General features: G+C 68.3%; 25 protein-coding genes and 3 pseudogenes. 14 read left to right on the top strand and 14 right to left on the bottom strand.

Going from position 1 to position 26,168, the window contains the following annotated elements:
• Window positions 1-1,515 precede the first annotated feature (1,515 nt).
• Together ACLLJJ_RS40400 and ACLLJJ_RS40395 are read left to right on the top strand one after the other, a co-directional pair.
• Complete coding sequence (locus tag ACLLJJ_RS40400) at window positions 1,516-2,301, top strand: transglycosylase SLT domain-containing protein (protein ID WP_434599796.1); 786 nt, start codon at window positions 1,516-1,518, stop codon at window positions 2,299-2,301.
• Between the two features lie 293 nt (window positions 2,302-2,594).
• Window positions 2,595-4,124: an IS4 family transposase gene (locus ACLLJJ_RS40395; protein WP_434599795.1), complete on the top strand. Its 1,530-nt coding sequence runs from the start codon at window positions 2,595-2,597 to the stop codon at window positions 4,122-4,124.
• Window positions 4,125-4,313: 189 nt separating this feature from the next.
• Here the strand turns inward: ACLLJJ_RS40395 and ACLLJJ_RS40390 are convergent, their stop codons facing one another.
• Both ACLLJJ_RS40390 and ACLLJJ_RS40385 read right to left on the bottom strand, forming a co-directional pair.
• Window positions 4,314-5,582: an IS256 family transposase gene (locus ACLLJJ_RS40390; protein WP_434600248.1), complete on the bottom strand. Its 1,269-nt coding sequence runs from the start codon at window positions 5,580-5,582 to the stop codon at window positions 4,314-4,316.
• A 98-nt stretch (window positions 5,583-5,680) separates the two neighbouring features.
• Window positions 5,681-6,523, bottom strand: coding sequence for a helix-turn-helix transcriptional regulator (locus ACLLJJ_RS40385; RefSeq protein WP_434599794.1), 843 nt, complete (start codon window positions 6,521-6,523; stop codon window positions 5,681-5,683).
• Between the two features lie 186 nt (window positions 6,524-6,709).
• On the opposite strand from ACLLJJ_RS40385, the gene ACLLJJ_RS40380 reads away from it, so the two are divergent.
• Both ACLLJJ_RS40380 and ACLLJJ_RS40375 read left to right on the top strand, forming a co-directional pair.
• Complete coding sequence (locus tag ACLLJJ_RS40380; protein ID WP_434599792.1) at window positions 6,710-7,444, top strand: SDR family oxidoreductase; 735 nt, start codon at window positions 6,710-6,712, stop codon at window positions 7,442-7,444.
• Window positions 7,441-7,749, top strand: a pseudogene (locus ACLLJJ_RS40375) (nuclear transport factor 2 family protein); the annotation flags it as partial. The gene ACLLJJ_RS40380 and the pseudogene ACLLJJ_RS40375, both read left to right, overlap by 4 nt.
• A gap of 303 nt (window positions 7,750-8,052) precedes the next feature.
• Here ACLLJJ_RS40375 and ACLLJJ_RS40370 read toward each other — a convergent pair.
• From ACLLJJ_RS40370 to ACLLJJ_RS40355, 4 genes are all read right to left on the bottom strand, one after another.
• Window positions 8,053-8,226 carry a hypothetical protein gene (locus ACLLJJ_RS40370; RefSeq protein ID WP_434600708.1) on the bottom strand — a complete coding sequence of 58 codons (174 nt, stop codon included), beginning with the start codon at window positions 8,224-8,226 and terminating at the stop codon, window positions 8,053-8,055.
• 45 nt (window positions 8,227-8,271) lie between these two features.
• Window positions 8,272-8,640, bottom strand: coding sequence for a hypothetical protein (locus tag ACLLJJ_RS40365; RefSeq protein WP_434600707.1), 369 nt, complete (start codon window positions 8,638-8,640; stop codon window positions 8,272-8,274).
• On the bottom strand, window positions 8,625-9,266 hold the full coding sequence (locus ACLLJJ_RS40360; protein WP_434599791.1) for a hypothetical protein: 642 nt from the start codon (window positions 9,264-9,266) through the stop codon (window positions 8,625-8,627). The genes ACLLJJ_RS40365 and ACLLJJ_RS40360 overlap by 16 nt, the downstream gene beginning before the upstream one ends.
• 252 nt (window positions 9,267-9,518) lie before the next feature.
• The gene (locus ACLLJJ_RS40355; RefSeq protein ID WP_434592928.1) at window positions 9,519-9,839 is read right to left on the bottom strand and encodes a hypothetical protein; all 321 of its coding nucleotides are present in this window, start codon (window positions 9,837-9,839) and stop codon (window positions 9,519-9,521) included.
• A gap of 101 nt (window positions 9,840-9,940) precedes the next feature.
• Here ACLLJJ_RS40355 and ACLLJJ_RS40350 point away from each other — a divergent pair, with 101 nt between their 5' ends.
• Together ACLLJJ_RS40350 and ACLLJJ_RS40345 are read left to right on the top strand one after the other, a co-directional pair.
• On the top strand, window positions 9,941-10,255 hold the full coding sequence (locus ACLLJJ_RS40350) for a helix-turn-helix domain-containing protein (protein ID WP_434599790.1): 315 nt from the start codon (window positions 9,941-9,943) through the stop codon (window positions 10,253-10,255).
• A 12-nt stretch (window positions 10,256-10,267) separates the two neighbouring features.
• Window positions 10,268-10,987: an IS630 family transposase gene (locus ACLLJJ_RS40345; protein ID WP_434600661.1), complete on the top strand. Its 720-nt coding sequence runs from the start codon at window positions 10,268-10,270 to the stop codon at window positions 10,985-10,987.
• Between the two features lie 275 nt (window positions 10,988-11,262).
• On the opposite strand, the gene ACLLJJ_RS40340 is transcribed toward ACLLJJ_RS40345, so the two are convergent.
• From ACLLJJ_RS40340 to ACLLJJ_RS40330, 3 genes and pseudogenes are all read right to left on the bottom strand, one after another.
• Complete coding sequence (locus ACLLJJ_RS40340; protein ID WP_434599789.1) at window positions 11,263-11,835, bottom strand: dihydrofolate reductase family protein; 573 nt, start codon at window positions 11,833-11,835, stop codon at window positions 11,263-11,265.
• 441 nt (window positions 11,836-12,276) lie between these two features.
• A pseudogene (locus tag ACLLJJ_RS40335) lies at window positions 12,277-13,224 on the bottom strand (endonuclease/exonuclease/phosphatase family protein); the annotation flags it as partial.
• A gap of 466 nt (window positions 13,225-13,690) precedes the next feature.
• Window positions 13,691-13,822, bottom strand: coding sequence for a hypothetical protein (locus ACLLJJ_RS40330; RefSeq protein ID WP_434599787.1), 132 nt, complete (start codon window positions 13,820-13,822; stop codon window positions 13,691-13,693).
• 77 nt (window positions 13,823-13,899) lie between these two features.
• Between ACLLJJ_RS40330 and ACLLJJ_RS40325 the strand changes: the two genes are divergently transcribed.
• Window positions 13,900-14,349 (top strand): TetR/AcrR family transcriptional regulator, encoded by a 450-nt coding sequence (locus tag ACLLJJ_RS40325; RefSeq protein WP_434599785.1) that lies wholly within the window; start codon window positions 13,900-13,902, stop codon window positions 14,347-14,349.
• 425 nt (window positions 14,350-14,774) lie between these two features.
• Here ACLLJJ_RS40325 and ACLLJJ_RS40320 read toward each other — a convergent pair whose 3' ends face one another.
• The gene (locus tag ACLLJJ_RS40320) at window positions 14,775-15,332 is read right to left on the bottom strand and encodes a TetR/AcrR family transcriptional regulator (protein WP_434599783.1); all 558 of its coding nucleotides are present in this window, start codon (window positions 15,330-15,332) and stop codon (window positions 14,775-14,777) included.
• 95 nt (window positions 15,333-15,427) lie between these two features.
• Between ACLLJJ_RS40320 and ACLLJJ_RS40315 the strand changes: the two genes are divergently transcribed.
• Both ACLLJJ_RS40315 and ACLLJJ_RS40310 read left to right on the top strand, forming a co-directional pair.
• Complete coding sequence (locus tag ACLLJJ_RS40315) at window positions 15,428-16,033, top strand: DUF2867 domain-containing protein (RefSeq protein ID WP_434599781.1); 606 nt, start codon at window positions 15,428-15,430, stop codon at window positions 16,031-16,033.
• A gap of 124 nt (window positions 16,034-16,157) precedes the next feature.
• Window positions 16,158-16,877: a DinB family protein gene (locus tag ACLLJJ_RS40310; RefSeq protein WP_434599779.1), complete on the top strand. Its 720-nt coding sequence runs from the start codon at window positions 16,158-16,160 to the stop codon at window positions 16,875-16,877.
• Between the two features lie 175 nt (window positions 16,878-17,052).
• Here ACLLJJ_RS40310 and ACLLJJ_RS40305 read toward each other — a convergent pair whose 3' ends face one another.
• Both ACLLJJ_RS40305 and ACLLJJ_RS40300 read right to left on the bottom strand, forming a co-directional pair.
• Window positions 17,053-17,622 carry a TIGR03086 family metal-binding protein gene (locus ACLLJJ_RS40305; protein ID WP_434599777.1) on the bottom strand — a complete coding sequence of 190 codons (570 nt, stop codon included), beginning with the start codon at window positions 17,620-17,622 and terminating at the stop codon, window positions 17,053-17,055.
• Between the two features lie 578 nt (window positions 17,623-18,200).
• Window positions 18,201-18,680 (bottom strand): annotated as a pseudogene (locus ACLLJJ_RS40300) (MFS transporter); the annotation flags it as partial.
• Between the two features lie 30 nt (window positions 18,681-18,710).
• On the opposite strand from ACLLJJ_RS40300, the gene ACLLJJ_RS40295 reads away from it, so the two are divergent.
• The gene (locus ACLLJJ_RS40295) at window positions 18,711-19,130 is read left to right on the top strand and encodes a MarR family winged helix-turn-helix transcriptional regulator (RefSeq protein WP_434599775.1); all 420 of its coding nucleotides are present in this window, start codon (window positions 18,711-18,713) and stop codon (window positions 19,128-19,130) included.
• Between the two features lie 508 nt (window positions 19,131-19,638).
• Window positions 19,639-20,055 (top strand): STAS domain-containing protein, encoded by a 417-nt coding sequence (locus ACLLJJ_RS40290; protein ID WP_434599773.1) that lies wholly within the window; start codon window positions 19,639-19,641, stop codon window positions 20,053-20,055.
• A gap of 292 nt (window positions 20,056-20,347) precedes the next feature.
• Here ACLLJJ_RS40290 and ACLLJJ_RS40285 read toward each other — a convergent pair whose 3' ends face one another.
• The gene (locus ACLLJJ_RS40285) at window positions 20,348-20,737 is read right to left on the bottom strand and encodes a hypothetical protein (RefSeq protein WP_434599771.1); all 390 of its coding nucleotides are present in this window, start codon (window positions 20,735-20,737) and stop codon (window positions 20,348-20,350) included.
• 467 nt (window positions 20,738-21,204) lie between these two features.
• Between ACLLJJ_RS40285 and ACLLJJ_RS40280 the strand changes: the two genes are divergently transcribed.
• Entirely contained in the window at window positions 21,205-21,564 is a 360-nt protein-coding gene (locus tag ACLLJJ_RS40280; protein WP_434599768.1) for a hypothetical protein, read from the top strand.
• Window positions 21,561-23,555: an ABC transporter ATP-binding protein gene (locus ACLLJJ_RS40275; protein WP_434599766.1), complete on the top strand. Its 1,995-nt coding sequence runs from the start codon at window positions 21,561-21,563 to the stop codon at window positions 23,553-23,555. Before ACLLJJ_RS40280 ends, ACLLJJ_RS40275 begins: the two co-directional genes overlap by 4 nt.
• Window positions 23,556-24,064: 509 nt before the next feature.
• Here ACLLJJ_RS40275 and ACLLJJ_RS40270 read toward each other — a convergent pair.
• Window positions 24,065-24,793, bottom strand: coding sequence for a TioE family transcriptional regulator (locus ACLLJJ_RS40270; protein ID WP_434599764.1), 729 nt, complete (start codon window positions 24,791-24,793; stop codon window positions 24,065-24,067).
• 61 nt (window positions 24,794-24,854) lie between these two features.
• On the opposite strand from ACLLJJ_RS40270, the gene ACLLJJ_RS40265 reads away from it, so the two are divergent.
• Window positions 24,855-26,057 (top strand): erythromycin esterase family protein, encoded by a 1,203-nt coding sequence (locus tag ACLLJJ_RS40265; protein WP_434599762.1) that lies wholly within the window; start codon window positions 24,855-24,857, stop codon window positions 26,055-26,057.
• Window positions 26,058-26,168 lie beyond the last annotated feature (111 nt).

The following is a 26,168-nucleotide window of genomic DNA, read 5'->3' as shown; positions in this document are numbered from 1 at the left end:
CTTTCCGACGCAGGCCGCGTGGAGTGCGCCGTGCTCGACGGCCGCAGCGACGACTTGGCAGGTTCCCTGCTGAAGTTGTTCGACAACGCCCCGCGTGCCCGGCTGGTGGCCACCATGGCCGAGGTCGACCAGCCACTGACCGCCGCAATGATCCCACCGCACATCGTCGACCCGGCCCACCCCGACGCCCAGCACTGCTTGCGGTTCCACTTCCACCACATACAGAAACGCTTCGAGACGGGCAGTGGGCCCTGCACAGGGCCCACTGCCCGACCTATGCGAACTCCCGCCACCGCGCGGGTTGTTACTGGCCGCTCGGCCGCACAGCGAGTGCTTCGGCTGCGTCGGCCCGATGCTGCCGCCCGGCGCTCCGGCCGAGATCAAACGCATGTGGGTCGCGCCTCGCACCCGTAGGCCTCGGCCGCCGCACCCAGGCGGATCGCGGCGCTGAGAGCCGTATTGGTGTCCGGACACAGCACGTCGGATCCGGCCGGGGCTGCCCGTGCCTCCAACTCGGCCGGGGCAAAGCCACTCACCCGCCTCCTCATGTGAAGATGCTTCAGTCCTGCTTTCAGACCGGGCGAGTTGACCCACTTTCCGGAGTGAGCCATTACCTGCTTGGCGCATTTCTTTCCTCAGGAGCACGAGCGGCTCACCCCACTCCGGAAGGCCCCCGCGAAGCTGCGTAAGATCACATAACGCTTTCCCGCACAGTCACGCATTGGCGCCACGCAACCGCGGCAGCATCACGCCGATGAATAGATCAACAAAACCCGCATACCGAAGCACTGTTACGCGCCAATGCGTGAGATCCCACTGCCGTAACAGCACGGGGCGCGAGGCTCGCCGGAGGCGCCTGTCACGTCGATGGGCCGAAGGCCTGCTTCCCTGGAGTCGCAAAGCGCTGGCGCCGGGCCGCACGGTCGGCCGGTTCGACGCCCGCCTACGCATCTCACTGTCGCGCCTTATCAACCGTTTTGACCCATAAGGCGCCCGACAGGCCGCACCACGGCCCGTACATTATGCCCGAAATGGCCAGATCAAAGCGATTGCAACCTTTTAGCGCGGAAAGCTCAATTGGGAGAACTTGGGCCCGTTCATCCGTCTACGGCTGCCCGCACACCGGCACATCACTTGCCGTGAAGTGCCTCACATCCGCAGAAGTGCGCGAGTTCCGCCGCGGCGCCCGATCCCGCTTCGCTGAAAGACAGTTGAGCCTCCACCCTCGTAAACAGTAGAGGTAATTACCCCGAGAAACCCGCCCTGCGGAATGCGCTGCCGAATTCAGGTCTTGCTTTGCCCGGCCTGCCTCACTTACGGTCACCGCAATCCGATTGGAACGCCAAATCCTGCCGCCCGGGACAGCTCCCTCTCCCGTAGCACGCCCGGCGGGATCGGACCCAGATCCGCTGTCGATCCGGAAACCCCCCGGACAAGGCCGCAATCGAATGCGGTCAGGCGTCTCCGGGCCGGACCCCGACATCTCATCTCGTGAGCCAGACAGAGGAATTCGCCATGCGCGCAAAGGGTAGACACCGTCGCCCCCGGTCCACTTCGCTCCACCGCACTCTCGTCGCCACGGGCGCCGGTGGCGCGGCCCTGGTCGTGCCGGTGATCTGTGCACCCTCCGCAGGCGCGGTGCCGGCACAGGCGCTCCATGCCGAGAAGGCCGCGGCCCCGGCCAAAGCACCGGCCCAGATGCCCCAGGCTGCCCGGACGACGATCTACTCCGTGGCCGCGGGGGACTCTCTCTCCGGGATCGCTCAGGAACTCTCCCTGCCCGGCGGCTGGAAGAAGCTGCACCAGGACAACCGCAAAGTCGTGGGCTCCGACCCGTCGCTGATTCACCCCGGCCTCAAGTTGACCATCAGCAAGAAGGCCAAGGCCGCCTCCTCCCCCGGCCGGGCCGACCGGTCGGAGCGACGGACCGCTCCGTCCGCCGTCAGTGCCGCCGCCGAAACGGCGAAGCCCGCGACCTACTCGAACGACCTTGACGGCTGGATCAGGCAGTCGCTCGACGTCATGAGTCAGCGCGGCATCCCCGGCACCTACGAGGGCATCCACCGCAACGTCATACGTGAGTCCGCGGGCAACCCGTTGGCCATCAACAACTGGGACTCCAACGCCGTGTCCGGGACGCCGTCCAAGGGACTTCTCCAGGTCATCGACCCGACGTTCCTCGCCTACCACGTGCCCGGCACCTCGACCGACAGCTACGACCCGGTCGCCAACATCACTGCCGCGTGCAACTACGCCGCGGACAAGTACGGCTCGATCGACAACGTGAACGGCGCCTACTGACAGACCTGAACCTCCCTGAGGCCGACCGGTAGGCAGTTCCGGGGATTCCCCTGAGCTGCCTACCGGTCGGCCTTGGCGTGGCAGGGCGAAGGCCGTTCCGGTTCGCGCTCCGGCGCGGGCGTTGCGCTCCCTGGCACGGGAGGGGGCCGGCAACCCAATGCCAGGAACTTAAGAAGATCGTTGTCTGCGTTGGTCACGTTTGGGGTGCCAGTCGTGCGCTCCGGCAGACGCAGCGAAGCTCCTCGTCTACGACTGGTGATTGTCGAGATCAACCAGGTGGGTGAGGAGCTTCGTTGTCTGGTCATGGTGGCATGGGCACGGGCTGGTTTTCCAGTGCGGGGCGGGTGTTGAGCGGTGTCGGTGGTGGCGCGCTGGCCCGGCAGGTCCCACCGGGTCTGGTCGACGAGGTGCTGGAGGCCACCGGACGCTTGCAGTGTCGCTTCCGGGTGCTGCCTTCCCGTCTGGGCGTCTACTTCGTCCTTGCGTTGTGCCTGTTCAGTGACCTGAGCTACAGAAGTGTGATCGCCGTGTTGGCGGCGGGGCGCCAGGATCGGCTCCAGGCCGCGGGGTGGCGCCTGCCGTCGTCGACGGCGCTGTCCAAGATACGTCGCCGGTTGGGGGCCGCCCCGTTCGAGTTGCTGTTCCGGCGCCTGTCAGGTTCCTGGCCGTCCGTCAGCACACCTGGGTCGCACGCTTTCGGGCTGCTGCTGGTCGCGTGGGACGGCACCAGCCTGGACCTGGCCGACTCGCCCGCGAACGCGGAAGCCTTCGGTCGTCCCAGAGGCAAGAAGGGTGAGACGGGATATCCGCAGTCACGCACGGTCGTGCTCATGACTTGTGGCAGCCGCCGGATCGTCGACGCGGTGTTCGGCACCTACCGGAGCGGCGAACGGGCCCTGGCCGAGCGGCTGCTGCCAGCTCTCAAGGTCGGCATGCTGCTGCTCGCCGACCGGGGATACCCCGGCTACCGGCTGTGGTGCGCGGCGCAGGCCACCGGCGCTGACCTGCTGTGGCGGGTTCCCGCGGACCGTCTTCTGCCCGTCCAGCGGGTCCTGCCGGACGGGTCGTACCTGTCGCGTCTGACCGACCCCGCCGACTCCCACCGCCACGCCCTCAAGCGAGCCCGTCACCGCAAGGCCGGACAAGCGCCACCGGCGCCTCTCGCCCCCCGCGGCCCCGTCGTGCGCGTGGTCGAGTCCGTCATCACCGTGCGCACCCACGACGGCACCGTGCGGACCGGCCACTACCGGCTCATCACCACCCTCCTGGACCCGCAACTCGCACCCGCGCGGTCACTGGCCACCACCTATGCCAGGCGCTGGGCGGCAGAAACAGGATTTCGAGAGATCAAGACCTACCTGCGCGGCTCCCACCGCACCCTGCGCGCCACCGACCCCGAAGTCGCCCGCCAGGAACTGTGGGCCTACCTGATCGTCTACCAGGTGATCCGCCTGATCATCTGCCACGCCGCCCTGCGCGGGGAGAACCTCGATCCCGCAAGGATCTCCTTCACCGCCGCGCGAGACGCGGTCCGAAGCTCGATCTCTACCACACCGCAGGAGGCCGAGGCGCACTGCGAACAGCTTTACCAGGACCTGTCCCGGCGCCTGATCACCAAACACATCACCTGCCGGACCTGCCCACGCATAGCCCGGAGGCGCGTGTCCCACTTTCCCTCCCGGCAGACATCCACCGCTCCCGCCTCGCAAAACGTCGCCTACCACCTCGCCATCACCCCACCAGGCGCCGCCGGTACACAGCCCCCGCGTCAAACCGCACCGAAAGATCTACCCCGCCCCACCGCCCAACCCCGCGCCGCATAAGTTCCTGGCATTGGGCCGGCAACCCCGGGCCTACTTCCCGGATGCCGCCAGAGAAGCAGTGGCGTCGTATCGGCTACAGCTCCGGTGTTGATTCCCGGCGGTGTGTGGCGTTGAGGCTGCCGAGGGTCTATCAGGATTCAGGTGTGGTTCGTCTGTTTGGCCTACAGGTTTTTCGGTGGGCTGTTCGGTCTACACCCGTCCGGCGGTGAGGCGGCCGTCGAAGAGGACGTCGAACTCGTTCAACGCCGACTTCCAGCGGTTGTTCCAGCGCTGGCGGCCGCGGCCGGTGGGGTCCAGGGCGAGGGTGGCGAGGTAGAGGCGCTTGAGGGCGGCGGTCTCGTTGGGGAAGTGTCCGCAGGCCTGGGCCGCGCGCCGGTAGCGGGCGTTGAGGGACTCGATCGCGTTGGTGGTGTAGACGACCTGCCGGATGGCGTCGGGAAGGCCGAGGAAGGGCACGAACTCGCTCCAGGCCCGCTCCCAGGTCCCGGCGATCGAGGGGTAGCGCTTGCCCCACTTGTCGTCGAAGTCCGTCAGCCGTGTCCGGGCCTCGTCCTCGTTGACGGCGGTGTAGACGGGCTTGAGGTCGCGGGCGACTTCGGCCCAGTCGCGGCGCGAGGCATAACGCAGGCTGGCACGCAGGAGGTGCACCACGCAGGTCTGGACCACGGTCTGGGGCCAGACTGCGTTCACTGCGTCAGGCAGGGCGCTGAGCCCGTCGCAGACCAGCATCAGCACGTCACGGACGCCTCTGTTCTTGATCTCGGTCAGCACCGTCTGCCAGTATTTGGCGCCCTCGCCGCCGTCCCCGGCCCACAGCCCGAGGATCTCGCGATAGCCGTCGGCGGTGACCGCGACGGCCACGTAGATGGGCCGGTTGGCGACAGAGCCGTCCCGGATCTTCACGTGCACGGCGTCGATGAAGATGACCGGGTAGACCGAGTCCAGCGGCCTCGTGCGCCACTCTGCCATCGATTCCAGGGCCTTGTCGGTGATCGTGGAGATGGTCTCCTTTGTCGTCGTCATCCCGTACGTCTGGGCGAGATGGGAGACGATTTCACCGGAGGTCAGTCCCTTCGCGGTCAGCGAGAGCACCAGGTCGTCCAACGCGCCGGTGCGGCGGGCGTACTTGGGCAGCATCCGGGGCTGGAAGGTACCCAGCCGGTCTCTGGGGACCTGCACCGTGACAGCACCGACCTCCGTCATCACCTTCTTGGCCCGGTACCCGTTACGGGTGTTGCCACCCGAGCGCGACCCGCGTCCACCGACCCGGCCGGCCTCCACGGCCAGATGCTCGTCCATCTCGGCTTCCAGAGCGGACTGCATCAGGTGCTGGGCCAGCTCCGGCAACAGGCCGCCCTCGCCCATCAGCCGCAGTCCCCCGCCGCGGACCTTCTCGGCCGCGAGCGCGGCCAGCTCCTCCAGCAGCTCGCTGGACAGACCGTTGTGCGATACCGGCATCGACTTCACGTCGGCACCCTGAGCGCCATCGCCGACCTCGGCAAGTGACACGCCGTCGACGCCCTCGATCAGGTGATCAGTCGTCGTACTCATCAGGCTCACTCCTTCGGGGAGACCCACACCTGATTCATGACACTCCCGCTGCCGAGCAGAGCGAGCGCCTGAGAGCTGGGGCTTCCCGGTTCGGCGTGGTAGATCACCAGTTGCTGACCGGGTGCTCCACGTACGTCGAAGGACTGGTAGGTCAGGGACAGGGGTCCGACCTCGGGGTGGATGAGTTCTTTGGCGTCGTGGGTTTTCCCGTAGACGCTGTGTGAGGCCCAGAGCGTGGCGAAGTCCTCACTCGTTTCGCTGAGAACGCGCACCAGGTCGTGCAGACGCGGGTAGTGCGGCTCCAAGCCGGTGGCCTGGCGCAGGTGGGAGACGACCGCCTCGGCCGCGCGGTGCCAGTGTGCGTAGAAGCCGCAGCTCACCGGGTCGAGGAAAGCCATGCGGGCGAGGTTGTCCGCTGCTCCGAACGGAGAGAACAGCGCGTCGGCCAGGCTGTTGGTTGCCAGGAGGTCCAGCGCCGGGTTGAGGACAAATGCCGGGGTGTGCGTGTACCCGTCCAGCAATTGACTCAGCGTCGGGCTGACCATCTCTCTCGGCTGTGCCCCGTGGCCGTCGGGCAGGGTGCCTGCCAGCCGGTGCAGGTGCGCACGTGCTTCCTGATCCATGTGGAGGGCGTGGCTGAGCGCGTCGAGGATCTGAGGCGAGGGGCCTCGCTCGCGGCCTTGTTCCAGGCGGGCGTAGTAGTCGATGTTCATGCCGGCCAGGACGGCGACTTCCTCCCGCCGCAGCCCTGCCACCCGGCGATGGCCGTAGGAAGCCACTCCTACGTCGCCGGGCCGCAGCCGGGCCCGGTGTGCGCGAAAGAACTCGCCGAGAGCGTTGCTGGTCACCCGCTCAGAGTAGAGCGCGTCCCGGGTCGTGTGCCTGGGTGTGCCGTACCCCGGCAGAGCCTGTCCTGGCTGGTCCCTCCGCCGATGCCCAGACTCCGAAGAGCGATCGTGGCCGCCACCTGCCGAACGGCAGTCGTCACACCCGTGTCGGTCACGCGCACCCGTTGTCTACCAGAGGGAACAACAATGACGGACACCGCCAAGGCCGTTGCCATCACCGGTGCGAGCAGCGGCATCGGGGAGGCGACCGCACGCCGTTTGGCGGCGGACGGTCACCGGGTCTTTCTCGGGGCGCGCCGAACGGACCGGCTGGAGCGGCTGGTCGAAGAGATCACCGGGGCGGGCGGCACCACCGCCTTCAAGAAGCTCGATGTCACCGACGCGGCGGACATGCGGGCGTTTGTCGATGCGGCGCTTGGCACGCACGGCCGGGTCGACGTTTTCGTGAACAACGCGGGCCTGATGCCCCTGTCCCCGCTGTCAGCGCTGAAGACGGAGGAGTGGGACCGCATGATCGACGTGAACGTGCGCGGAGTGCTGCACGGAATCGCCGCCGCCCTGCCCGTGATGCGCGCCCAGGGTGGCGGGCACTTCGTGAACATCGCTTCCGTCGGTGCGTACGAGGTCTCGCCCACCGCAGCCGTCTACTGCGCCACCAAATTCGCCGTCCGAGCGATCTCCGAAGGGCTGCGCCAGGAGTCCGCCGGGGACATCCGGGTCACCCTCGTCTCTCCGGGCGTGACCGAGTCCGAACTGGCCGACCACATCTCCGACACCGAGGCCAGGGAGGCGATGAAGGCCTACCGCGCCGTGGCCCTGCCGGCCTCGGCCATCGCGGAGGCCATCGCCTACGCCATTTCTCAGCCCTCACAGGTCGACGTGAACGAGATCATCGTCCGTCCCTCCGCGAGCGCCCAGTGACTCCTCCCGGAAGGAAAGGACCCGCTGTGCCGCCCACTTCCGCCGATTACGACAGTCTGGCCGAAAGGCTGCGGGCCCTGGAGGACCAGGAAGCGCTCCGCGCCCTCCTCATCCGCGGGTGGAGGGCGCTGGACCGCAAGGACTGGCAGACCTGGATCGATTGCTGGGCACAGGACGCGGTGCTGGACTTCGGCCCCTGGGACAAGACCCAGGGGAAGGCGGCGATCCGGGCGAAGGTGGAAGAGGCGGAGTCGCCCTACCCGAGCATGCAGCATCACATCCTCAACATGCACTTCGACATCGGGGCCGACCGGGCGACGGGCATCGGCTACATGTGGTTCGTCGCCGTCACCGCACCCGGGAAAACCTCCTCCCCGTACTCCATGGGCGGCCCCTACTACGGCGAGCCGCCGGGGCCCGAACGGCTGGCTCCTGGTCCGGCAACGGCTCGGCATCTGGTGGACCGACGGCGAGGACACCCTCAGGACCTTCGCATAGAAGCGATCAGCCTGACGCGTCCGTCCCGCGCCGGACTCGCCGGACTCTCCGGACGGCGAAGAGCCGGGCCCCATGGAACCGGGCCCGGCTCTCGCGGTGATCGGCGGGTGTTACGAGCCGTCCCTCACCGTCCCGGTCAGCACCGGGCCCGGCTGCGGTTCCCCGCGCTCGTCGTAGGTGGTCACCTGGAGTTTCAGCGACTCCTCCGGCTCGCTGATCCCGTCCGCGACGGTGGGCACGCTCAATTCGGCAGTCAGCGCCCCGGCAGGTACGTACGCGTACACGACCGCGCCTTCCGTGATCCCGGACAGCGGTCGGGCCGGGCTGGGTCACTCGCCGAAGTTCTCCTCCAGCCAGCGCGGATCGACGTCCAGCGTGAACAACTCCACGCCTCCGGTTACCGGTTGGAAGGCGAACTCGGCCATGATCTCCGTGTCGGCGGCCTCCGAGAGTGTCATCCGCCAGGTCAGCTGCGCGCCCTCGGTGACCCGGTCCTTGACGGGCGTCACACCTACCTTGGGCATCGGGTCGTCGTTCAGCGCCGTCACCCCGCCGCGATGGGAGCCGACCGCCACGCCGCGTACCGCCTTGACGAACGCGTCGTGCGGAAGGTCGTAGCCGTAGCGGGTATTGCCCTTGACGGTGACGGGGAGATCGATGGCGTTGCTGCCGTGGCGTACCGTCACCACTCGGGACATGACCTCGTCGGTGCCCGGCTTGGGTACGAACAACCGCCCCCGTCCTCCGCGAGATGGTCCTGCCCGTTGATGCCGTTGGCGGCGATGGACAACGTCACGTAGCCCTGAGATGCCAGATGTTTCTGGGCACGCAGATAGCCCTGGTGGCTCGGCACCGGTTGACCGCCGGGCTTGCAGGGCCATTCACCGTCCGTATCGCCTGCGGCGTTGAAGCATGTGTAGTGACGGCCGTGCAGGAACAGCGCCAGCGGCCGCTTTCCCGGGGCGCCGGCAGGTCCCACCACGGTGGCCCGCATCTCCACCGGTGCCGGGCAGCCGGGCAGCCGTACCGACTTCAGGGTGTACTCGCCGCTGCTGGCGCGATAGGGGACCGGTACGCCGGCGTCAACCTTGTTGGCCGGCAGTGGAGTTGGAGGCTGCGCGCGGGCGGCGAGGCGCGCCGGACGCGCGGCGGGAGCAGCAGCGTCCAGGCGGCGCCCGCCCGCCACCACCCGAAGATCCGCCGTCGTATCGATCCGCGCCTCGTCGAGCGGCAGCCGGAACGAGCGCCGGTCCTTCGCCGCCACCGGCCTGCCGAGGAGCGTGTCCCCTGCGTAGAACTCGACCCGGGCATCACCCGTGGGCACCGGATCGGGCGATGACCAGACCAGCTTCTTCCGCGCTCCCCTGCCCGTGAACCGCCAATCCGCCGGGAGATCGTCATCGTCAGCGCTGGTCGTCGACGGGGTCGATATGGAATCGACGGACGGCTACGCCTGCGCCGGGCCCGGCGCCGCCACTGTCAGTGCGAGCGCCACCAGGGCAGTACTCGCCACTCGTAAGGCACGTCTCAAGGTGTTGCCCCTAGTGCTGCTCCGCGCAAGTTCGTGGAGGGGTGTTCAGGTGTCGAGGTAGAGGTGGCAGGCGCAGTCGAGGGCTTCTTCGGGTGAGCCTGCGGGGAGGCCGCTGGGCAGGATGTTGTCTTCGTAGCCGTCTCGGCTGGCGAGGTAGAGGGCGAAGCCCCACGTGTGCAGGACGCCGGTGAAGCGCAGGCGGCACAGCGGCAGGCACTCGCCGTCCGTCAACTCACCCTCCACGTAGGCGAATCCGGCCCGGTAACGGACCTTCACTCCGGCGAGCTGGGGCCAGCGGTTGCGGGCGTGGTCGTTCAGGCGCTGACGCAGGGAGTGCTGCATCGATTCCGGCGGGTTCTTCGGCACGGGACCCATCCTGCACGCCCTTCCCCGCGATGCGCCATGATCACCGGCAGATCGCAGGGGAGGCGAGGGGATCGGTGCTGGTAGCGGAGGCAGTCGCAATCGTGCTGGACGACGACGAAGGGGTACGGGATCGGCTGGTGCGGGCGGCGTCGTCGGTGACAGCACAGGTGCGTCAGGCCCTGCGGGCGTGGATCGTGCTCGCCGCGGCGGACGGGCTGACCAACGGGAGCATCGCCCGTGAGCTGGGGATTTCGGTGAACACGGTCCGTAAATGGCGGGGCCGGTTCGCGGCGGGCGGACTTCAGGGCCTGCTGGACGCGCAACGTTCGGGGCGCCCTCGTACCTACGGGAGCGAGGTGCGGGTCGCGATCGTGGCAGCGGCCACCAGTGCCCCGCCTCATCCGGAGTCGACCTGATCACACCGCACGATCGCCGCCCAGGTGGCGGGCACCGTGTTCGCGAAGATATCCGCCTCTCAAACCGGCCGGATTCTGGCTGACCTGGACCTCAAGCCGCACCGGGTGCGTGGCTGGCTCACCCGCCGTGACAGCCCCGACTTCTGGGAGCGGGTCGCCGATGTGTGCAGCCTCTACCGCAATCCGCCCGAGGGAGCGGTGGTGCTGTCCATCGACGAGAAGACCGCGATCGCCGCCCGCTCCCGCAGGCACCCCGGCGTCCCGGCCGCACCGGGCCGGGATGTCCGCGAGGAGTTCGAATACCGCCGGCACGGCACCGCCTCCATAGTGGCGGCCATGGACATACGCACCGGCGAGGTGCTGAGCGAGCCGATCGTCCGGAACAACGCGGTCACCTTCACCGCCTTCCTTGCCCGGCTCGATGCGGTCATCGAGCCCGGAAAGGAGATCCACGTGGTGCTGGACAACGGCTCCTCCCACACCGCCAAACACACCCGGAAGTGGTTCCAGGCTCATCCGCGCTGGCGCGTGCACTTCACCCCGCCGCACGCATCCTGGCTCAACCAGGTGGAACTGTTCTTCTCCGCCCTGACCCGCCGGGTCCTGCGGCACGGCGACTTCTCCAGCCGCGACGACCTGATCGACAAGATGGACCACTACGTCATCGCGCACAACGAGAAGGCCAAGCCCTACCACTGGACCTACGACGGCACCCCGCTCAAGACCTCCTGATCAACACCCCTCCACGAACTTGCGCGGAGCAGCACTAGTCATCCTGCTTGCCGGAGCACTTAGGCGATCTCTGGTGCCTCTCTTGTCCCGGGAGGATGTCAATGGGCGGCCTGAGGTTGAGGTTGCCTCATGCGGGCATTTCGACAAGGTCGGCAGGTGTGGAGCTTCCACCGCGGCCCGACGCCGCTTCGGGAAGCTCCCTCCGCCCCGGACGGCCGTCACCTATCCATCACGCCTCCACGGTGTTGCCCGGCATGGGAGGCGCGGGAGCCTCGTCAGCGGACGACGTCGAAGACGTTCTTCTGCAAACCGTTGGCGTACGCCTCGTGCTCGACGAGCCGCAGCTTCTGGGTGTCCTTGTCGGTGTCGCTGAACAGCCGCTTGCCGGCGCCGAGCAGGAGCGGGAAGACCAGCAGGTGATAGCGGTCGATCAGACCGGCGTCCGAAAGATTCCGGTTGAGGGCGGCGCTGCCGGCGACGATGATCGGGCCTCCTTCGGACTCCTTCAGTGTGGCGACCTCGTCGAGCGACCGCAGGATCGTCGTCTTGCCCCAGTCCGGAACCAGGCTGTCCTCGGTGAGGGTGGTGGAGACGACGTACTTCGGCATCGTCTTGTAGCCGGAGAAGTCTTCCATGCCCGGCCAGACCGGGCTGAACGCCTCGTAGGTGGCCCGGCCCAGCAGCATCGCGGCAGCTTCCTCCTGCTCCCTGCCCTTGATCTCGAATGCTTCCGGCAGAAACTCCATGTCCTTGAACGTCCAACCCGAGTTTCGGTAACCGGGCTCACCGCCCGGGGCCTCCATGACGCCGTCGAGCGAGACGAAGGCGGTGCTGATCAGGGTGCGCATCGAAGGTCTCCTAGGTGTGTCGTGTTCCTGTGTTCAGCAGGTTAGAACGGCCGGGCTTCGACCGGCCTCGCCGCCATAGTGTGCCGACTTTCACTGACTGACTGCTGATCGCGAAGAAACTCATCGCTCATCGCGCATCGCTCACCTCCTGCGGCCTCGGCCATCGGGACCGCCGCGCTGGGCCCACACACGCGCCCGACCCCAACTCGTGCCAGCAGACACCACCGTGGATTGACGCATCAGCAGCCTCAAGCAACGGCGTGGCATCAGCGCGCCCCGGGCCCCGACCGCGCCCGCTCTCCGTTGCTCCGGCGATCCTCTCGACGGACCAGTCGGAGGCCTCAACGAGTCGGGCGCAACGAGAGTCCGCTGCAGGGCGACCCAGCACGTGGGAGGCATGCCTGCCTCGCGAAGTCGAGCAGTTTGCGAGGAGCCCAGTTCGATGCGGGCCGCTACCGGCAAGTGATCGCTTCCGGTGGCGGGCAGCGTCCGGATGTCGTTGACAGTCGCCGAGCGGGCCAGGATTTGATCGATCCGGGATACAGGGAAACCCGCGGGCCAGCTGAAGGCGAAGCCCCGTACGGCCGCGTTCATCTGCGACATGACCGGCGCCAGTCCTCGGTCGTCCACCGTGCTGTTGAGGTCGCCCAGCAGGATGACCTTGTTCAATCTCTCGGCGGTGATGGCCGCACCCAGCAGTTCGGCGCTTTCGTCCCGCCATCCGGAACTGAAACCGTTCCTCCCGATGCGGACGGAAGGCAAGTGGGCTACGTACACCGCGATTTCGCCCCATGGTGTATGTACACCGGAGCGCAACCCACGGTTCCAGCCTTCCCCGATACCCTCCGGCTTGATGTCCAACTGCCTGACATCCGCCAGCGGATACTTCGACCAGAGTCCGACGGATCCTCGCACCGCGTGGTACGGGTAGTCCGGGGCCAGGGCCTTCTCGTAAACCGGCAGCGCCGAGGGGGTCAGTTCCTCCAGAGCGACGAGATCCGGTGCCGAGTCGATGAGGGCAGCCGCGGTGCCCGCAGGATCGGCGTTCTCGTCACTGACGTTGTGCTGGACCGCCGTGATGTCGTGTGCACCATGGTCTTGGGCGGGGAGAAGCAGCGGGCCGAAGGAGGCTGCCCAGATCGTCGCGGGCAGCAGCAGGGCCACCAGCGCGGTGGCCGAGCGGCGCAGCAGTGCCGGCCCGAGCAGCAGCAGGACGGCGAGGCCGAGCCAGGGCAGGAAAGTCTCCAACAGGCTGCCGAGGTGGAAGGCGGTGTTGGGCACAGCGGCGTGAGCAGCCAACAAGCCGGCGGTCAACACGGCGAGCAGCGCGAGAACCCGCCCACGCGACCAGGGTGACCGGACTCGTGCGTCCTTCCCCCGACACCACAGGCCGATGCGATGTGCCCAGCGCCGGAGCGCCGCGAGCCGCGTACCCGGAGCGGTCACACCGTTCGCCCGCTTGATGAAAGTCCCGCCCGTCCGCTCGAAACCGTCCTCGCCCCGCAGCCATCCACACGACGTCGCACCCTACGACGCCGTGCCCGGTGAGCAGGTTCCGGTTCGCTGCCCCCGGTCTTGCGGACTGACAGGTCAGTGGGGGCACCTAGCATCGGCGAAATCAGGTGGGCGGGCCCAATTGCCCAGCCATCCGCTCAATTTCGACGACCCATCAGGAGCAGCGTGCGTGCGACCTTTGGGGACTTCACCGCCGACCCGCCCCGGATCGGCAACGGTACGGCCCGGGGCGGGGGTTGCCGCTTTGTGCGGGACCATCTCACGATCGACGCAGGCGGCAGCGTCGAGTGCGACTTCATGCTCGACGAGGGCGCGAAGCCCGGTCAGCTGACCCTCACCGTCACCGCCCGGCCAGGGCGAGGGCTTCGCGCTGGGCCGGGGTTCGGTCCGCCTCGGGAGTGAAGCCGGCCATGGCGGCGAGGGCCCAGGCGTCGGTGGGGAGCAGGTCGGTGGCGAGGTGACGCCGGGTCACTGCGGCGTCGGGGTGCGCGGCGGTCCAGCCTAAACGGACTTTACCCCGCTTCGTATTCCTCGGGATGGATTGAATACATGGGCCGGCCTGTAGTGCCCTTCGGGAAGCCGCGCGGCGAACGCGCCGACGCGGTGCGCAACCGCGAGCGTCTCCTGGAGACGGCCCGCGAGTTGATCGCGGAGCAGGGCGTGGAGAAAGTGACGATGGACTGCCTGGCCGAGCGCGCCAGGCTGGGCAAGGGCACCGTTTTCCGTCGCTTCGGTACCCGGGCCGGCATCTTCAAGGCGCTGCTGGACGCGGACGAACGGCGGTTCCAGGAGCAGGTAATCTCCGGGCCCCCTCCGCTGGGGCCCGGCGCCGACCCGATGGCACGCCTCGTCGCCTACGGCCGCGCCCGGATCGTCCACCTCCTGGACCACCACGCCGTAGCCCGAGCGGCCCTCGACCGCAGCCAGCACGTCCCAGCCGGCGATGCGTCGGTCTCCCAGCTCCACATCCGCATGCTGCTCGGCCAGGCCTCGGCGTAACTGCCCAACCTCAACGGCCTCGCGATCCAGCTCACCGCCGCCCTGGAAGGCCCTCTGCTGCTGTATCTGTCCATGTCGGAAACGAGCGCGCCCCCCCGCGCCGGACGTGGACCGTTACCTCGGCGACAGCTGGCAGACCCTGATCGAACGCATCGCCCGCTGACCATCAGACCCGGCCCCGGGGCGCGCGGGCCCCGGACGCAGTTCGCTCACGCTGCCGAGTTACTTTCCCTGGCACCCACCCTGATTCTTGCGGACGCGTCGTCGCTCCGGGCGTCGCGTCCGATCAGCAACAGAGCTGCGTGGTGCGCGTAGCCGTAACTACGGCAGGCGCGAGCGTACATACACGCACGAGAGCGGGGGCGGACACCCGCATCCGTGGCCGTCGGCGCGAGTCGTCCTGACGGCCGTCGTCCGGGACGCGGCTAACTCAGGAGCCATCTCGCGGTCAGCTTCATCACTTCGGCGCGGCTGCGATCGCCGTGGTCGGCGGCGATGACGTGGTTGCCGATGCGCAGCGAGAAGACGAGCATGCAGCGGGCCTCGACGTCGTCGGCGTCGGCGCAGATGGAGCTGAACAACGAGCGCAGGTAGTCCATTCGCCGGTTGTCGGCGCGTTTGAGCCGCTGGGCGACGGCCTCGTCACGTCGGGCCCAGTCGCGGATCGCGAGGTCCGCTGCGGTGCTGGTCATCAGACCGTCGCCGGATGAGGCAATCGCGAACAGTCGCTCCAGCTTGACCTTGGCGTCTCCCCCACCGGTCTCCACCTGGTCGATCACCACCTGGGTGACCTCGCGTTCCCACGTATCGAGCATTTCGGTAAGCAGCGCGCCCCGGTTGTTGAAGTGCCCGTAGAAGCCGCCCTTGCTGACGCCGAGCGCCTGGGCCAACGACTCGACGCGGACGGCGTCGGGGCCGCCGACGGAGAGCGCCCGCAGCCCTTCTTCGATCCATTGGCCGCGTGGTGTGCGGGTCAGGCCCACAGCCGGTGCCTCCTTGCGTCTTTCCTACATCTATACGGTGGCGTACAGATAAGCTAGCTTGATCTATACGCCACCGTATAGATAGGGGCCTGTTCATGAGACTTCCCAGGACCGCGCACACCTCTCGCTCTTGGCGCATCCATGAGATCGCCAACGACTTCCGCGTCGACGACGTGTGGGCGCTGCCCACACCGGGCGGTCCCGACGACCTCGCGCGACTGGTGCGCCAATTCACCAACGGCGACCCGGCGCAGGCATCACATCTCTCCTCCCCGGTGCCACGCATGCTCTTCGCGACCCGTTGGAAGCTCGGGAAACTGCTCGGCTGGGACAAGCCCGGCGTCGGTGTCGGCACCCGGGTGCCGACCCTGCGGGACCGGTTGCCGGCGGACCTGCGGGACGGCCCCAGGGGGCCCGACTTCCGCGCGGTTCCGTTCACTTCCATCTACCAGACGCACGACGAGTGGGCAGCCGAGATGGCCAACCGGACCGTGCATGCGGTGATGCACATCGGCTGGGTCCCGGACGGGGCCGGTGGCTATCGCGGCCAGATGGCCGTCCTGGTAAAGCCGAACGGACCGCTCGGCGTCGTCTACATGGCAGCCATCAAGCCCTTCCGGTACGCGGGGGTGTATCCCGCGATGCTTCGAGCGATCGGACGCAAGTGGCAGGCGGACAACGACGAGAAGAGTCCGGCCTGACGGCAGCCGTAGAGGTCCGGCAGCGTCTTCGTCGCGCGGAAATCGGTTGCGCCCCGCGCGAGGAGCCGTTAATTTCCGCCTGATCGCCGTGCGGTACGAGACGCGGCGGCGAAGGGAGCCTGGCATGGAGTTCGAGGGTATGCGGACCGACCGTTTGGGCCTACTGCTCGACCAGTTCGACCGGGCCAGGGAGATGGCCCAGGTGCGGCTGACAGGACTCCGCGACGAGGAGTACCTGTGGGATCCGGCACCTGATAGCTGGTCGATCCGGCGCCGGGGCGAAGCGGCGACGCCGAGGGCGTACGGTCCGGGCGAGTGGGTGCTCGACCTGGGCGCCCCGGACATCCCCGCGAACGAATACGCCGAAGTCGCCCGGCAGGCCGCCGGCGGCATGACGGTCGCCAAGATCGCGGTCGACTGGAGCGTGAGTGTCGAGCGGGTCGAGCAGATCCTCGTCCACACCGGTGCGCCGGAGCCCGACAAGACGCCGGTGACCACCATCGCGTGGCGGCTGGGGCATCTGCACTCCTGCTTCGCGGGCCAGTGGGAGTGGACCTTCGGCGAACGACGTCAGGAGCCGAAGCTGCTGGTCGACTTCACCCCCTCCGCCTCCCTGGCACTTGAGCGGCTCTGGGCGCTGATCGACCGCTGGCGCGACAGCGTCGCCACCGTCACCGACGAACAGCTCGACATGGTCGGCTTCTCGCAGTACCCGTACGGCTCCGACCCTGACGACCTGTACATCTCCGTACTGGCAGGGGCCAACCTCGAATTCATCCACCACATGGCCGAGATCGCGTTGCTCCGCGACCTGTGGCGGACCCGCTCCACCACCCCCGCATAGGCTCAGGGCGCCGCGTGGGTGTTCCATGACGTCGCCGGATCACACGTCTGCGGGCCAGTCGCCGCAACCGCGGCGCCCGATGTTCTCAGGGGTCTGAAGCAATCCGCCTTCCGTCGCCCTCCATGAAATGTTCAGCGGGCATGGCTTCGAGGCGGCCGATCGCCTCCGCCGCTTCTCACAACTGCGGTGGGACCGGCCGTCCGAGAAACGCGGCAAGTCGGTCGGCGGCCGGAGCTGTCTTCTCCACGGGTTGCGGCTCGGCGAAACGGCCCGTTCGGGCCTGGGTGGCGAATTGGACCTGGACGAACGCCAGCGCCCGCTCGGCAAGGTCTTCAGGAAGCCCGGTCGGGTTTTTGGTCGCCTGGGCGAGGTCCCAGCCGTGGGCGAGCAGGTCGTACAGGCGGATCTGCAAGCGCTCGGCGCCCGTGCCACTCCCCAAGGGGCCGGGATAGCTCCGCCCGAGCACAGCGGGGCGGGAGAACGCGGCCTGCAGCGAAGCGCTGGAGGATCGGTAGGATCCGGCCGGGTCGTCCCCGAGGCGGTCTGCTCCGCGTTCGGGCATCGGACCGCCGTCGAGCATGGCCGCGAACACCAGGTCCATGCCGACCAGATGGTCGACCACATCGCGCACGTTCCATTCCGTGCACGGCGTCGGCGCCGTCCACTGCTCGGGGCGGATCTCGGCGATCAGGTCGCCGACGGCCTCACACGCGCGTGCGAGATCTTCAACAGATGCGGTAGTCATCCGGCGAGCCTAGGGCGGCACCCGGCAGTTGCCGCAATCGTTTTCCGAACCCGCAGCGGTCGCTCGGCACTGTGCCGAGCACCGGGGGCTCACTCGTGCGAGTTGTCAGGCGGTGGGCGACCGAGCCGGTAGCTTCGCCGCACGACGGTCACCGACCTGTCCGACACACCCTCGCCCAGCCAACCAACCCACTGGCGTGGCGCCTACCGCGAGCCGCGAGCCGCTCAGGCGTGGCGTACCGCGCGCGATGGACCGGCAGATCGTACGGTCGAGGTGGGCGCCCTGACATGCGGCGACCTCGGCGGCCCCGCGGTCACTTCGCACGTGCGCGGGGCCGCCACCGACATCTCAGAGCGAGCCCGGTGCGCCCACGCGCGGAACCCCGCAGTTGTCGGGTCGCGTCGTCGTATAACTGGCGCGTCATGAGAGCCGCCCCGGGCGAACAATCAGTTCTCTGCGGTGAGCGGGAACAGCCCGAAGGTGGTATCGGCTTCGGGGATGGGCACCACCGGGCTTCCGCAGGATGGCGGGCGCCTGGAGGGCATGCGCGAAGAAACCCTCCGACACATGCCCGCCCGCTAGGACTTGGTTGCCAATTGCCCGGCCTCGGCGACCGAGGCGGCCTCGCCTGTGCCTGCTTCGGCTTGGCGCATGGCCGGGATGACGGCTGTGATCGCCGCGGCGATCAACGCCACCACGCCGCCGATCATGAGAGCGGTGCGGAACCCTGCTTCCGAGGTGAAGGTCAGGCCGCCGAAGCCGGTCGTCATCTGGGCGAGGATCACACCGATGAAGGCGGCACCGATCGAGGTGCCCAGGGAGCGCATGAGTGTGTTGAAACCGTTGGCGGCAGCGGTCTCCGAGAGGGGGACCGAGCTCATGATGAGCGCGGGCATGGAGCCGTATGCGAGGCCCACGCCGCTGCTGGTCACCATGACGACGAGCATGATGCCCCAGGCGGAGCCGGACAGGGCGAGCGCCAGGGCATATCCGGCGGCGATGACGAGCGTGCCGCAGACCATCGTGAACTTTGGTCCGCGGGCGTCGGTGAGCTTTCCGCAGCGACGGACGAGGTCGAGTACGAGCAGATGCTGCTCAGTCGCCACACGCACTTGAACCAAACCGGAGGGCGCCGCAAGGGCTCCACCCTGGACCGCAGCGCGTACATCCTGCTGAGCCGCATTCGCATCCAAGGGCCCATGTCGATCGGCGAGTTGAGCGACGCCTTCGGACTCGACGCGTCGACTCTCAACCGGCAGACGGCCGCGGCGATGCGCTCCGGCCTGGTGGAACGCATCGCCGACCCTGACGGAGGCATGGCCCGCAAGTTTCGCATCACCGATCAGGGCGGGGCGCTGCTCGACGAGGAGCGCGAAGGCGTCATCGAGTCCCTGGAGCAGATTCTGACGGATTGGCCGCAGGACGACATCGCGGCCTTCGCCTCGTTCCTGAAGCGGTTCAACACCGACATCGAACAGATCGCGGGACGCCCTTGGCCACGCCCGTGACCACAGGCGTCGACAGCGGGAGCGGGACGGTCAGGCCGCAGAGAACGAAGATTTCGGCCACCGCGTCTGCTTGCTTCCGTTGACATAAGGACAGAGAGCCGGATCGTCGTCGGCCGCCCGCCCCGAAATCGTCGCATCATCTTCGGAACTGGAACTGGAACTGGAGCCGGAACTGGATTCGAGCTCGGGACTTCACGGATTACCTCGGAGCGACTACTACCGATGTACGACGCGGTCGGGATCAGCCTGGGTGAGGCCTGGCGCAACGGTCCCCGAACGCTTCACGGTGTCTGCACCCGCGGCTCGGCGACCACACGCCCGGCACACCGCCGAGCGCCGAACCCCTCGGCGCTCCGGGGCTACCGTTCGACTGATGACCCGTCCGAGTAGGAAGTTCCCCCTCACGAGGAGTTGCTTGGCCCGTAAGGGGTGAAAGACGCGCGCGGCTCGTCTCTCCGGACGCCGTCAAGGCGTTGATGGCTGTGTGAGCACCTCAAGTACCAGTCCGATGCCCAGTGGATCCGCTCCCGCTGCTTTCACCGGGCATCGCGCGGATGCGGACATCCAGCCGAGCAGCAGAATCGTTCATTCATGCGCCGATCTGGGGGAAACGACGCTGCTCGTCCACCTCAGGGGCGCGATCGACCACTTCGGCGCCGAGCAGGTCGCGGAGACCCTCGCCTTGGCCGCCGCCACCGGCTACACCGCTCTCGTCCTGAACACCTCCCGGGTCGCCTTCTGCGATTCGGCGTTCCTGCGTCTGCTGGAGGGATGGCAACGCGAGGGACGTCTGCTGCATCTGGCGGCGTGCTCCGCCGCTGTGATCCGGCTCCTGGAGGCCTCCGTCACCACAGCGGAAAGAACCCCGCAATCGGCGCCCGCCGACGAGCCTTCGCGTCCCGCGCCGGCAGGCACCGCGGTGTGACCGGGCGGCCGTCCGCCGCGCTCGGCGGCGCCGTCGCGGTGCCGTGGCGCACGTGGTGCTCGCCGGGCGGCTGTCCGGGCGCGCGTTCAACCGTGCGCTCGCGGAGCTGAGTTCGTTGCGCGACCGATGCTCGCCCACATACCGCAAAGGTCCTGAACGTGCCCCGCCCCGCCGCGTCGCGACCGCCGCTGCCGCTGCCGCTGCCGCACCAACGTCCGGATCCGGCTCCGGGCTCCCCCTACATCGGCATCATCACGACGAGGTCCCCATCGCACAGGGCCCTATCAACCACTCATCCACGCTGATCTGTCGGACCGGGCGATGCCTCGGTCTCCGACAGCCTGCGGTAGACGACGTCCGGGTCTTGCTGGGCGAGGTAGCGGAAATGCCAGCGCACCTCGCCACGATCCGGGCCTGCGAGAGACCCCAGAGGTTCTTGGCCGGCGACCAGCAGGAGAGGCCTCTCCCATTGTTGGGCCACGACGGCCGACGAGGTGGCCCCGCTCATCGTGAGAACCCAGGTCGCGCAGCCGCCGGCGATCCGCGGGAGGTAACCGTCCGCAATAATCGTAGCGATCGCCTCACCGATGGCGAGGTCGTCAGGGAACTCCTTCTGCTGCTCGTGGGGCGCGTTCACGTCGTCGCCCATGGCGACGCTCTCCCGGGTCAGCAGCAGCTTCATGCGGTGGAGCATAGACCGCACCTGGTGGACACCTCACGCTGCGTCGCCCTGGCCGTCCTTCGGATCCGCCACAAGCCAGCAGGAGCGTCGCTGCCTTGCCTCCTCACTGTTCAGTGTCTTGATCCGACAGTCCGGCCCCCTGAGGGGTCCGTGACGCGGCTGCGGGCAGGGGTCCAGTTCTCGCATGCGGCGACTATCCGGGGCCAGGACTTGATGCGCGGCGGGGCTTTCTCCACGAATCCCGGTGAATCCCATCTGCCACAGACGCATCGGCCGCGGCGTTTCGGCCATCACCCCGCCGGCGCCGCTCCGTACGCCCCAAGGGTGGATGCACCCCACACTTTGCGCGCCTCGCGGTCGCCCGCGGAATCCGCTCTGTCTCAAACACGTGTGTTCGATATCGCTGCCCCCACCGTTGACCACGGTGCACCCAACAGAGGGCGCAACAACACTCAATGGGAGGGCAGTTGACCTCAATCGCCGCCACCGACGTACAAGCCTCGACTTTCCCGCCACCATCGCACTCCGAGATCGCGGCCACGGCGGAACGCTCCGTGCGTCCGCTCGGTGAAGTCTCCTTCCGCGGGCTCCACATGCGGCACCTGTCCGTTCGGCGCCACCTGGCCGGAACGCTGCGGGATCTCGGCCGTCGAGCCGTTCTTCTGCTGCTGGAAGGCCAGTTGGTCACCGGTGTGTGTGCCACGGCGGTACTGCTGGCGACGGCCGAGGCAGCGCACTGGGCAGCGGCCGTCTCGCGCGGGCTCACCGAGTCCTTCCCGTACCTGCCGCCGAGCTCGCCGAATCCGGTCCGTGGAGGCGCCGCATGAAGAGGTATTTCCGTCGGGTGACGATGGGCGAGCCGACTGTCTCGACAGCAGAGGACGAACTGTTCGGCGGCCCCCTCCGTTACGACACGGGCTGGGCCGAACACGAGCGCGCTTGGCTGGACTTGACCATGGTCACCGCCATCCGCGCCATGCCGCGGCTGATCGGCGGAACGCTGCGCCGGGCTTGGGTGGCCGACCGGTCGGCGCTGCTGGCCGTGGGGATCAGCGAGATCGGACAGGGCATCGCGGCGGCCGTCAGCCTGCTCGCGGTCAATGCCGTCATGCATGCCCTGCTCGGCGGTGGTGCGCCGGTCGAACGGCTCAACGCCGCTCTACCGGCTCTGATCGTCGGCGCCATCGTCGCCGTGGTGAACGCGGGCCTCGCCGGCTGGTCCACGTCCAGGGCAGGGCGCCTGGAGCCGCTGGTTGAGCGCATCGCGACCACCGAATACCTGGCGGCGTCCACCGCGGTGGAGCTGGAGGCCATCGAGGAACCGGAATTCCGGCGCCTGATCGATGTCGCACAGCAGGGCGCAGCCTCCGCCCGCCGCATGATCAGCGCCTGCGTCGCCGCCCTGAACGGCACGATCTCGCTCATCGCGACCGCAGGCGTTCTCACTGTTCTGCACCCCACCCTGTTGCCGATGCTGCTGCTGATCGCGGCGCCACGGGGCTGGGGAGCGATGCGGGTGGCTCAGGAGCGCTACGTGTCCGTCATGACCTGGGTCGAGCATCTGCGCGCCAGCCGCTTGATCGGGAATCTTCTCACCGAGCGCAGCGCGGCCCAGGAGGTGCGGATCCACGCGGTCGGCCCATTTCTGCTGGAGAAGTACCGGGACATGGCCGCGAGCGCCGAGGCCGAGCAGACGCGGCTCGCCAACGGCAAAGCCGTCACCGAGCTGGTGGCCGCTGCCCTGTCCGGCCTGGCGATGGTCGGCACCTATGCGGTGATGGTCTGGCTGGTCCTGGCCGGGCACATGAGTCTCGCTGTCGCCGGCACTGCCGTGATCGCGGTGCGGTCCGGTTCGGCGAGCCTGGGCGCTCTGGTCATGAACATCAACCAGCTGCACGAGGAGTCCCTGTACGTGCAGGACCACGACCGGTTTCTGGTCGAAGCGGCGCGGCGAGCCATCCCCACCGGCGGCAAGCAGCTCCCTGCGCACATCGACCGGGTCGTCCTCGACAAGGTCACCTACCGCTACCCGGACCGTGACGCTCCGGCCCTGGACGGAGTCTCCCTAACTCTTCCCATGGGCTCGGTGACCGCCGTGGTGGGCGAGAACGGCTCGGGCAAGAGCACTCTGATGAAGGTCCTCGCCGGCCTGCTGCTGCCGCACAGCGGCACAGTGCACTGGGGCGAAGCGGAGCTGTCCGGACTGGACCGGGCCCAGGTGTTCAGCCGCGTCGCCCTGCTGACCCAGGACTTCCAGCGCTGGCCAGTGACCGCCGCCCTCAACATCCGCATCGGCCGCCCCGACCGGGCAGCCGAGCACGAGGAGTTGCAGCCATCGGTCGACTACGCCGGAGCGTCTCCCGTCATCGCGACGCTGCCCCACGGGCTACGGACCCTGCTGGCCAGGATGTTCCGCGGGGCCTCGGAGCTGTCCGGTGGCGAGTGGCAGAAGATCGGGCTGGCCCGCACGCACTGGCGTACCGCCACCTGCCCCGCCGACAGCGTGCTGATCGTCGACGAACCCACCTCCGCCCTGGACCCCGAGGCCGAGATCGCCGCCTTCGACAGGATCCGCCGGCTCGCCGACGCACATCGGGCGGTCGTCCTCGTCACCCATCGCATGTCCGGTGTCCGTCATGCCGACACCATCTACGTACTCAACCAGGGCCGCCTCACCGAGCACGGCAGCCACGACGAACTGATCGCCACCGACGGGCGCTACGCGGCCATGTTCCGTACACAAGCCGCGCAGTACGCACCGGACTTCCGCGCCGCGGTGCCGCACCCCAGCGCCCCGCATGTCCCGGACCGTTCCTGATCCGGCCCACCGGGAGGACCACCGTGCGGTCCTCCCTCACCGCCGCCGGATCTCCCGGGCGGAGGCTCCCCGCCCCCTTCGAGACCGGCAGCACGTCGGACTCACCCGGCGACGGCAAACGGTGGCTGGTGTGGTTCACGAGTGCCGGGTCGCGCCCAACCACGAGCACACCATGTCGTTCTCCATCCACCCCATCCACCTCCGCTGGGGCAAGACGGCAGGTACGCGACGCGGTGCGACGCACCCCTGTCATTCCGGCACCCGGGCCGCCCTCGATCACCAGCGCACCCGGGTGATCGAGGGCGGATTGCCTCGCCCTGCCCGGCCTGGACAGTCGCCCCGATGTCGCGCAGCCGGTCACACCGCCCGCCACCGAAGATCCGCCAGTCTGGCCGAGCAGCAACCCGTGACCCGCCGCGCAACAGCCCGTCGAGGCGCCCGTTTCAGCCCCACGGCCATGGCGTCGAGGGCCGGGGCACGGGCGGTTTCGTCTCCACCGGCGGCCGGTCTCATCCCCGCTCGCGCAGGTACGCTTCCAGCTCGGCGGCACCGGCCAGCATCGCGCGCCCCCGGGCGGACAGTCGCCCGCGCCAGTCGTGCAGGGCCGCCCCCAGTGGCTCCAGCCCGCCGGCCGTCCGGACCTGGACGATCAGCGGGGCGATCTGCTCCAGCAGATAACCGCCCCGCCTCAGCTGACGGGCCAGTCTGGCGTCCCGCACGTCGGCCTCGTCGTACACCCGGTACCCGGTCTGCGAGTCGCGGCGCGGGCGCACCAGCCCGGCACGCTCCCATTTGCGCAGCGTGGCGGGCCGGATTCCGAGCTTCCCTGCCAGCGGCCCAATGAACGTGCTGCCCGGCTTGGACACGTTGTCGGGCTCGGCCGCCAGACTGGGCTCCAGGTCACGGAGGGCGCTCTCCACTGCCTGCAGGGTCTGCCGGTCCTCACAGAGTTGGGCGTGGCTCTCGTCGATGAGACGGAAGACCTCGTCGACCGCGCCCTGGTTCACCGCACGCATGATCGATGCCGCCGTCCGGTGGCCGTGCCCGGGTATCAGGGCGAGGAACGCGCGCAGGGCACGCGCGTGCAGCGGGGTATAGGTGCGGTAGCCATGCGGTGTCCGCCCGGCGGGCGGAAGGATACCGGCCTCTTCGTAATTCCTGACAGCCTGTGTGGACAGACCGTGCGCACGCGCCAGGTCAATCGGCCTGAGCCGCTCGCCGGTTTGAAGGTTTTTCACGCTGTACCTGCCCGTATCGCGGAAAAGTTTCAACCGAAGGTTCAACGATACCGTTTAAGGCATGGCTACAGACATCAAGGACATCACCCACGCCGTCGAGGCCTCCGCCGTCATGAAGCTGTTCCCGGCCCGGCCACGGCTGCTCGCCCTGGGCGAGCCCACCCACGGTGTGGACACCCCCCTCAATCTGCGCAACGAGCTCTTCCGGCAGCTCGTCGAGCAGGAGGGCTACCGGACGATCATGATCGAGAGCGACTGCATGATGGGCCTGGTCGTGGACGACTACGTCACTTCGGGCAACGGCACCCTCGACGAGGTCATGGACCGCGGAATCAGCCATGGGTTCGGCGCTTCCGCGGCCAACCGCGAACTCGTGCGCTGGATGCGCGCGTTCAACAACGGCCGACCCACCTCCGAGCAGCTCCGCTTCGCCGGTTTCGACGGCCCGCTGGAGATCACCGGCGCCGCGAGCCCCCGACAGGCCCTCGCCGCGCTCCACGACTACCTCGCGGCGCTGGTGGACACAGGTCTGCTCCCCTGCGCTGCGGAAACGCTCGACCGCCTGCTCGGCGCCGACGACCTGTGGACCAATCCCGCCGCGATGATGGACCCGGCCCAGTCCGTGGGGCAGTCGATGGAGGCCAAGGAACTGCGGCTGATCGCCGATGATCTGGTGGCGCTGCTCGACGCGCAGACGCCACACCTGATCACGGCGACCTCGCGGGACGACCTCGACCGGGCGCGCCTGTACGGACGCACCGCCACCGGCCTGCTGCGCTACCACTCCTGGATGGCCGACACCTCACCGAGCCGCATGACGCGACTGGTGGGCCTCCGGGACCAGATGATGGCCGACAACCTGCTCGCCGTCGCCGAACGGGGTCCGGCACTCGTCCATGCCCACAACGGCCACCTCCAACGGGCCAAGAGCACGATGCGGATGGGTGACCTGCCGCTGGAGTGGTGGAGTGCCGGCGCGCTCGTAAGCGCCCAACTGGGCCACAGCTACGCCTTCCTGGCCATGGCCCTGGGCACGATGCGACACCAGGGGGTGAACATCCCGTCGCCGGACACGGTCGAGGGACTTCTGTACGCGCTCCCAGAGGACCGCTACGTCGTCGACGCCCCCCGACTCGCCAACGCCCTCGCTGACACGCCGCCCGCCCCCCGGGTGTCCCCCTATTTCGGCTACTTCCCCTTGGACCCGGCGCACCTGGCCACAAACGACGGGATCGTGTTCATCAAGGACGTTCCGGAGGACTAATGCAGAGATGCGGCGTGCCCACCGTGCCGCATATCCCCCGGCGGATCCCGGCTCCGTCCGCCCGTCCCAGCACCCCGCGGGTGCGCAGCCGCACCTGACGGGGGCGCACCC

This window comes from Streptomyces sp. A5-4, from assembly GCF_051131715.1.
Lineage (GTDB): Bacteria > Actinomycetota > Actinomycetes > Streptomycetales > Streptomycetaceae > Streptomyces.
This window is presented reverse-complemented; position numbering and strand designations above follow the sequence as displayed.